The sequence below is a fragment of the Roseateles sp. genome (genome assembly GCF_052436255.1).
Classification (GTDB): Bacteria; Pseudomonadota; Gammaproteobacteria; order Burkholderiales; family Burkholderiaceae_C; genus Pelomonas.
In genome coordinates this window covers 1-7,701 of record NZ_JBQVNP010000191.1, presented here as the reverse complement: position 1 = coordinate 7,701, position 7,701 = coordinate 1, and the positions used below count along the sequence as shown (strand labels likewise).

Genomic DNA, 7,701 nt, shown 5'->3' with positions numbered 1-7,701 from the left:
CGCTGCTGCTGACGAAGCATCTGCGCCCCTGGCGGCTGCAAGCCGGCAACGGCGAAGCGACGGGCCTGCTGACGGGCTACTTCGAGCCCCAGCTTGCAGCCAGCCGGCAGCGCCACGGCGCCTTTCAATGGCCGCTGCACGCGCTGCCCACAGACCCCGTGCTGCGCCGCACGCCGCGCCGCGACATCGGCGCCGACCCGCGCTTCGCCGCGCTGGCGCTGGCCTATGTCGACGATCCTTTCGCGCTGCTGCAACTGCAGATCCAGGGCTCGGGCCGCCTGGTGATGCGCGACGCCACGGGTGCCGAACGCATCACCCGCGTCGCCTTCGCCGGCCACAACGACCAGCCCTTCGAATCCGTCGCCCGCGCGCTGCTGGAACGCGGCGAGCTGCGCGACGCCAGCTGGCGCGCCCTGAGCGACTGGGCGCGGCGCCATCCGGCCAAGGTAAGCGATGCGCTGGCCATCAACCCGCGTGTTGTCTATTTCCGCGAGGAGGCCCTGCCCGACGCCGCGGTGGGCCCCCGCGGCGCCCAGGGTGTGCCGCTGACGCCGGGCCGCTCCGTGGCCGTCGACCGCTCGTTCATCCCGTTAGGCACACCGCTGTGGCTGGACAGCAGCGAGCCGCTGTCGACCACGCCGCTGCGCCGCCTGGTGCTGGCGCAGGACACCGGTGGCGCCATCCTGGGCGCGGTGCGTGCCGACCTGTTCTGGGGCTGGGGCCAGGACGCCGCGCTGCAGGCCGGGCGCACCAAGCAGCCGTTGCGGCTGTGGGCACTGTGGCCCGAGGGCGCGCCGCCGGCTACTCCGAAACCTTGACGCCCTTCCAGAACGCGTACCGCCCCTTGATCTCGGCCGCCGCCGGTAGCGGGTCGGCGTAATACCAGACCGCATCCGGGTTCATCTCGCCATTGACGAACAGACTCAGGTACTGCGCCTGGCCCTTCCAGGGGCAGCCGCTGCGGTGGTTGGAGAAGGTCGTGTATTCCTTCTTCAACGACTCGGCCGGGAAGTAGTGATTGCCTTCCACCACCACCGTGTCACCGCTCTCGGCGAGGGTCACGCCGTTCCAAACTGCTTTCATCTGCGGTCTCCGTGAGAATGGGTCGAATGCGACGCTATCACTTGCACCTCGGCCGCGACATCGTGGTGACATCGGGCAGCGCCCGCGAGCTTGAGGCCGGCCAGTTCGGCGTGCTGGCCATCGACGGCGGCGCAGGCGGCTGGTCGGTCGTGCACAAGGGGCCGGATGGCGGCGTGGACGAACTCAACAACGAGATGCACTTCGAGCAGTGGGAGGACGCGCTGGCGTTCGCGAAGGAGCTGATCGGGATGCTGGCAGCGGGGGGCGAACCATGAAGTGGCGGCTCGCCGCTTCGGCGCTGGCCCTGGCGCCCCTGCTGGCGACCGCCGCCGGCGACCCGGCGGCCGGCCGCAAGCTGTTCGCCTCCTGCGCCAACTGCCATTCGGTCGGCCCTGCTGCCCGCCACGGCTTCGGGCCGCACCTGCAGGCCCTGGCCGGGCGCAAGGCCGGCAGCGCGGCCGGCTACGCCTACTCACCCGCCATGAAGGCCTCGGGCCTGGTGTGGAACGAGGCCACGCTGACCGCCTACCTGCGCGACCCGAACGCCGTGGTGCCCGGCACCAAGATGCGCTACTGGGGCATCGGCATCAATGAAGCCAAGGTGGCGGACTTGCTGGCTTATCTGGCGGCGCAAGAGCGCTGATTGGGACTGGCTGAAAACGCATGAAACGATTCGCAGTGCTCGTCGTTGTCCTGGTTCTCGGCATCTTGATCGGCGGGATGTTTTTTTCAAGAAGCCTTCCCCGGTCTCTTCTTGCTGCGCCCTCCTGCGACGGCAACTGTTTCAAGCCCGCGGACATTGCCGGCTTGCTCATGTCGGCCGGCATTGCGCTGGCGCCGGGCGCCTTGCCAGGCGTCATCACTGAGTCAGAGCGATGCATCGGCATCCAGCATTGGAAGCCCGAAGGCCGCTATCACGTCGCCTTCTTTCCGAAGCGGGACGTCAGGAACATCATGGAGTTGGCGCCGGAGGACGCCCCCTATCTGCTCGAATGCCTTGCTCTCGCTCGAGGCCATGTCGGCGCGGCCGGCTTCAAGAACTACCGGCTTGTGAGCAACGGGCCGGACTTGCAGCATGTTTCCTATTTCCACTTCCACGTGATCGCCAAGTGATTCTGGCGATGCAAAGGTAGCGGAATAGCAGTTGGCAAGCCCCCTACACCTGCCCGCCCGCCCTCGCCCCCTTGCCCTGCAGCACCGGTGCATCCGGCATGCCCAGCAGGTCCGCCGCCAGCGCTTCGGCGACCTCGATGCCGTCCACGCCGGCGGACATGATTCCGCCCGCATAGCCCGCGCCTTCACCGGCCGGGAACAGGCCGCGCACGTTGACGCTCTGGTAGTCGCGCCCGCGGTTGATCCGCAAGGGGGATGAGGTGCGCGTCTCCACGCCCGTCAGCACCGCGTCCGGCCGGTCGAAGCCGCGGATTTGGCGGGCAAAGGCCGGCAGGGCCTCGCGGATGGCCTCCAGGCAATACGACGGCAGCGAGCCGCGGCCCTTTTGCTGCAGGTCGGTCAGCGTGACGCCGGGCTTGTAGCTCGGCAGCACCTCGCCGAATTCCTTGCTCACCTGGCGCTTGATGAAGTCGCCCACCAGCGCGCCCGGCGCCAGGTAGCCGCCGCCGCCCAGTTCGTAGGCGCGGCTTTCCCACAGGCGCTGGAAGGCCATGCCGTCAAGCGGGTTGACCGGGCTGCCGTCGCGCTTGCCGTCCTGGCGGTAGTCCTCGGGCGTGAGGCCCACGACGATGCCGGCGTTGGCGTTGCGCTCGTTGCGCGAGTACTGGCTCATGCCGTTGGTGACGACGCGGTTTTCTTCGCTCGTCGCGGCCACCACGGTGCCGCCGGGGCACATGCAGAAGCTGTAGACCGCACGGCCGTTCCTGGCGTGGTGGACGAGCTTGTAGTCGGCCGCACCGAGGATCTTGTTGCCGGCGTGGGCACCGAAGCGGGCGGCGTCGATCAGCGACTGCGGGTGTTCGATGCGGTAGCCGATGGAGAAAGGCTTTGCCTCCATGTGCACGCCCCGCGCATGCAGCATCTGGAAGGTGTCTCGGGCGCTGTGGCCCAGGGCGATGATGACGTGGGTCGTGCTGATCTGCTCACCGGATTCGAGCTGCACGCCACGCACCGCGCCATCCTCGATGAGCAGGTCGGTCATCTTCTGCTGGAAGCGGATCTCGCCGCCCAGGGCCTCGATGTCGGCGCGCATCTTGATGATCATGCTGACGAGGCGGAAGGTGCCGATGTGGGGCTTGCTCACAAACAGGATCTCGTCCGGCGCGCCGGCCTTGACGAACTCGGTCAGCACCTTGCGCGTCAGGTGGCGCGGGTCGGTGATCTGGCTCCAGAGCTTGCCGTCCGAGAAGGTGCCGGCGCCGCCTTCGCCGAATTGCACATTGCTCTCGGGGTCGAGCTTCTGTTCGCGCCACAGGCCCCAGGTGTCCTGCGTGCGCTCTCGCACCGCCTTGCCGCGTTCCAGCACGATGGGCTTCAAACCCATCTGCGCCAGGATCAGCGCGGCGAACAGGCCGCAGGGGCCGAAGCCGACGACGACGGGACGCGGGCCCGCGTAGTCGCCCCGACCGTTTCCAAATTGGGCGAGGAAGTGGTAGCCGGTGTCGGGGGTGGCGCGCACCTGGTGGTCGCCCGCGAAGCGCGCCAGCACGGCCGCCTCGTCCAGCCCCTCAGCCAGCGTGCAGTCCAGCGTGTAGACGAGCTGGATGTCGCTGCGCTTGCGCGCGTCGTAGCCGCGGCGGAAGACGTGGATGCCGGCGAGTTCGGTATCGGCAAGCTTCAGCCGTGCCAGCACGGCCGGGCGCAGGGCGTCCTCGGCATGGTTGAGCGGCAGGCGGAGTTCGGTGATGCGGATCATGTCAGCGGTGCCCGGCCGTGGGGGCAACATTTCCTGGTCAGTGTCGAGCCGACAAAAACAAACAGGCCCCGCGGGGCCTGTGTGGTGAACCTTCAGGCCGTCGGCCCGAGGATCAACCCGAATGCGGGCGCTTGCCCGGGTTCTTCTTGGAGCGGGTGTGCGCACCGCGCTCGAGGCTGCGCAGCTGGCCCTTGGGCGCCGTGAAGGTGACGCCCTTGGGGGCTTCCGGACGGGGGGAGGCGCGGCGGTCCGCTTCGGTGATGATCTTGTTGCCCATGATGGCTCTCCAGTGAAACAAAGCCCGCTTGCAGGGGCAAAACGACGAAAGGCGCGGATTTTAGCCTGCGCGCGCCAGCCACAGCTCAAAGTCCGGCAGATCCATCGGCTTGGCCAGCAAGTAGCCCTGCACAAGGTCGCAGCCGCAGGCCTCGGTGACGGCCAGTTCGGCGGCGTTTTCCACACCTTCGGCCGTCACCGTCAGGCCCAGGCCCTGGCCCACGCCGACGATGGATTTCAGCAGGGCCTGGCGGCGCGGGTCGCCGTCCACGTCCTGCACGAAGCTGCGGTCGATCTTGAGCTCGTCCACGGGCAGGTGCTGCAGATAGGCCAGGGACGACTGGCCGGTGCCGAAGTCGTCGATGGCCAGGCGCACGCCCCAGGCCTTGAGCGCATGCAGCACGGCGATGGGGTCGGTGCCGCTGGACATCAGGCCGGTCTCGGTCACCTCCAGCTGCAGCTGGCCGGGGTCGACGCGGTATTCGGCCAGCAGCGCGGCCAGGCGGGCGGGCAGGGTCTGGTCCTGCAGGTCCAACGTCGAGATGTTGACGGCGATGCACAGCGGCTCGCGGCCCTCGGCCTTCCAGCCGGCCAGGGTGCGCACGGCACGCGCCAGCATCCAGTCGGTGATCTGGCGGATGCGGCCACTGCGCTCGGCAAAGGGGATGAAGTCGCCCGGCGGCAGCCAGCCGCGCTGCGGGTGATGCCAGCGCACGAGCGCCTCGGCGCCGGTGATGCGGCCCGTCCTCAAGTCGCGCTTGGGCTGCAGGAACTGGCGCAGCTGGTCCTGCTGGATGGCGGTGGCAAGGTCGGACAGCAGGCTCAGGTGGAGGGCGCGCGCCGCCTCGGCGCCTGGGTTGAAGACGGCCACGGCCTGGCGCAGCCGCTTGGCCTCGAACATCGCCTGCTCGGCGCGGCGCAGCAGGGCCTCGGTGTCGGCGGCGTGCTCCGGCCAATGGGCCACGCCCAGCGATACCGCCAGATCCAGTGACTGGCCCTGCCAGCTCAGCTTGTGCTCGACCTCTTCGCGCAGCTGGGCGGCCAGCGCGGCGCCGTGATCCAGGCGCAGCACCGGCGCGAGCGCGGCAAAGGTGCCGCCGGCCAGGCGCCCATAGGCGGCCACGCCTTCGAACAGCGCTGCGAGCTTGTTGGCCGCGCCGCGCAGCAGCGCGTCGCCGGCATCGAAGCCCAGCACACCGTTGACGGCCTTGAGCCGGTCGACGTCGATGCAGATCAGTACCGCCAGCCGCTCGCCCTCCGGCAGGTTGGCCAGCAGCCGGTCACCGTCGGCGATGAAGCGGGCGCGCTGGGGCAGGCCGGTCAGCAGGTCGACATCGGCCAGGCGGCGCAGCTCCGCCTCGCGTTCGCCGACGGCCGCCGCCATGGTGTTCATCGCGCTGGCCATGTGGCCCAGTTCGTCGGCCGAATCGACCTCGATGCGATGGCCGTACTGGCCCTGGGCGATCAGCTCGGCGCCGTCCTCGGCGCGCTTGAGCGGGTTGACGATGGAGCGCGTGACGCCCACGGCCAGCAGCGCGCCGGCAACCAGGGCGCCGACGCACAGCGCCAGCACGCCGGTGCGATCGACGTCAAGCTGGTTGTGCAGCTCACGGGCCTGGGCCGTGCCGGCGCGCTCCTCGCTCGCGGCCAGCTGGTGGATGGCGTTGACAAACAGCGACAGCGCCGATTCGGCGTCGCTGCCAAGCAGCGCCCGGGCGGCTTGGAAGTCGTCGCGCTCGATGAGGTTGCGCACCTCGACATAGCTGGCGCGGTAGTCGGTCAGGCGCGAGCGGACCTCGGCCAGCCGCTCCGCGCGCGGGCCGGTCGGCAGCACCATGGCCAGGCGCTGCATGGCGTCGTCGAGTCGGTTGTTGGCCGCTGCGATCTCGGGATAGGCCGCCACGCGCAACTCGGCATCGGGGCTCATCAGCACGAGCAGCTTGCGCGCCACCGCCTCGGCATTGCGGTTGATCTCGTTGACCGAGTCGCGGATGACGGCTTGGTCGTCGACGATGCGGTTCAGCGCGTCGGACAGGCCGTTGAGCCGGTGCACCGACAGGGCAGCCAGCCCGATCAGCAGCAACAAAAGCAGCGCGAAGGCCAGGCCCAGGCGGGTGCGGATGCGCAAGCGCCGTGACAGGCTGCGCACGGGCGCCGGGGCGGCGGTCATTCGCGGCCGGCTCCTTGGCGCGGCGCCAAGGTCATCGGGTGGCCCTTCGGGCTGCCAGCCGTCCTGCCAAGCGGCAGGACGCCTGCGCGGCGCTCACTCGGCACTCCAGCGCGTCAGCAGCAGCCGCGCCGTGGCCACGTTGGTGGCGCAGGGCACGTCGTGCACGTCGCAGGCGCGTACCAGCGCATTGATGTCGGGTTCATGCGGCTGCGGGGTCATCGGGTCGCGCAGGAAGATGACGCCATCAAGCTCGCCCACGGCCAGCCGCGCGCCGATCTGCAGGTCGCCGCCCAGCGGGCCGCTCAGCATGCGCTCGATGACGAGGTCGTGGGCGGCACTCAGGCGCGTGCCGGTCGTGCCGGTGGCGATCAGCTGGCAGCGGCGCAGCAGGGGCAGGAAGTCGGCGGCGAGGGCGATCATGTCGTCCTTCTTGCCATCGTGGGCGATCAAGGCGAGTCTCATCGAGCGGGCCAGCATTGCAAAGCGGCCACGTTACACGCAGTCCGTGCGGTTCAGTGCGGAGAACTGCGCAGTTACGAGGCCTGAATGGGTAGCGCACACAGCGCTGTCACCGCTCAGGTTCCGAAAACCGCTCACTGCCACCCGTTGGCAGCAGATGCGAGGCAGGATGGACACCCCCGAAACCCCTTCACGTCCGGCCATGAACTTCCGCCAGCTCCACCAAGGCCCCGAACTCCTGAAAATCGCCAATGTCTGGGACGCCGGCAGCGCCGTGCTCGTGCAGGCCCTGGGCGTGCCGGCCCTGGCCACGACCAGTGCCGGCCTGGCGTGGGCGCTGGGCCATGCCGACGGCAACCACCTGCCCATCGCCGAGCATGCTGCCGCCATCCGGCGCATCGCCCGGGTCGCCCGCGTGCCGCTGAGCGCTGACAGCGAAGCCGGCTACAGCGACGACCCGGCGACGGCGGCCGACAACGTCATGCGGCTGGTCGAGGCCGGGGTGGTCGGCGTCAACCTCGAGGACGGCGCCGGTGCGCCGGCCCTGCTGTGCCGCAAGATCGAAGCGATCAAGACGGCGGCAGCCCGGGCTGGCGTCGATCTGTTCATCAACGCGCGCTGCGATGTCTACCTGCGCAACCTGGCACCGGGGCGTGCGGCCGAGGAGGTGCTGCTGCGCGCGCGGGACTATCTGGCCGCTGGCGCCGACGGCCTGTTCGCGGCCGGCGTGACGGCGGCGGCCGACATCGAGGCGCTGGTGGCCGGCCAGCCGCTGCCGCTGAACGTGATGGCGCGCCCGGCGCTGCCCGGCCTGGCCGAGCTGCAACGCCTGGGCGTGCGCCGC

Annotated in this window: 10 protein-coding genes; 5 read left to right on the top strand and 5 right to left on the bottom strand. The window is 69.7% G+C overall.

Features of this window, described 5'->3' with window-relative positions:
• On the top strand, window positions 1–818 hold an 818-nt coding region (locus ACT6S0_RS25040; protein ID WP_444766467.1), incomplete at its 5' end, for an MltA domain-containing protein.
• On the opposite strand, the gene ACT6S0_RS25035 is transcribed toward ACT6S0_RS25040, so the two are convergent.
• Window positions 802–1,083, bottom strand: a complete 282-nt coding sequence (locus ACT6S0_RS25035; protein ID WP_444766466.1) for a DUF427 domain-containing protein — start codon at window positions 1,081–1,083, stop codon at window positions 802–804. The genes ACT6S0_RS25040 and ACT6S0_RS25035 overlap by 17 nt on opposite strands.
• A 26-nt stretch (window positions 1,084–1,109) precedes the next feature.
• Between ACT6S0_RS25035 and ACT6S0_RS25030 the strand changes: the two genes are divergently transcribed.
• The 3 genes from ACT6S0_RS25030 to ACT6S0_RS25020 are packed head-to-tail and all read left to right on the top strand — an operon-like array spanning window position 1,110 to window position 2,196.
• Window positions 1,110–1,358 (top strand): hypothetical protein, encoded by a 249-nt coding sequence (locus tag ACT6S0_RS25030; protein ID WP_444766465.1) that lies wholly within the window; start codon window positions 1,110–1,112, stop codon window positions 1,356–1,358.
• On the top strand, window positions 1,355–1,726 hold the full coding sequence (locus ACT6S0_RS25025) for a c-type cytochrome (protein WP_444766464.1): 372 nt from the start codon (window positions 1,355–1,357) through the stop codon (window positions 1,724–1,726). The genes ACT6S0_RS25030 and ACT6S0_RS25025 overlap by 4 nt, the downstream gene beginning before the upstream one ends.
• Before the next feature lie 20 nt (window positions 1,727–1,746).
• Window positions 1,747–2,196, top strand: a complete 450-nt coding sequence (locus ACT6S0_RS25020) for an HIT domain-containing protein (protein WP_444766463.1) — start codon at window positions 1,747–1,749, stop codon at window positions 2,194–2,196.
• A gap of 43 nt (window positions 2,197–2,239) precedes the next feature.
• On the opposite strand, the gene ACT6S0_RS25015 is transcribed toward ACT6S0_RS25020, so the two are convergent.
• The 4 genes from ACT6S0_RS25015 to ACT6S0_RS25000 all read right to left on the bottom strand — a co-directional run bounded on the left by ACT6S0_RS25015 (window position 2,240) and on the right by ACT6S0_RS25000 (window position 6,860).
• Window positions 2,240–3,952 carry an NAD(P)/FAD-dependent oxidoreductase gene (locus tag ACT6S0_RS25015; RefSeq protein ID WP_444766462.1) on the bottom strand — a complete coding sequence of 571 codons (1,713 nt, stop codon included), beginning with the start codon at window positions 3,950–3,952 and terminating at the stop codon, window positions 2,240–2,242.
• Between the two features lie 112 nt (window positions 3,953–4,064).
• Entirely contained in the window at window positions 4,065–4,229 is a 165-nt protein-coding gene (locus tag ACT6S0_RS25010; protein ID WP_200946789.1) for a hypothetical protein, read from the bottom strand.
• 60 nt (window positions 4,230–4,289) lie between these two features.
• Window positions 4,290–6,398, bottom strand: coding sequence for a putative bifunctional diguanylate cyclase/phosphodiesterase (locus tag ACT6S0_RS25005; RefSeq protein ID WP_444766461.1), 2,109 nt, complete (start codon window positions 6,396–6,398; stop codon window positions 4,290–4,292).
• Window positions 6,399–6,491: 93 nt separating this feature from the next.
• Complete coding sequence (locus tag ACT6S0_RS25000) at window positions 6,492–6,860, bottom strand: methylglyoxal synthase (protein WP_444766460.1); 369 nt, start codon at window positions 6,858–6,860, stop codon at window positions 6,492–6,494.
• Window positions 6,861–7,026: 166 nt separating this feature from the next.
• Between ACT6S0_RS25000 and ACT6S0_RS24995 the strand changes: the two genes are divergently transcribed.
• The coding region (locus ACT6S0_RS24995) for an isocitrate lyase/PEP mutase family protein (protein WP_444766459.1) at window positions 7,027–7,701 on the top strand (675 nt) is incomplete at its 3' end.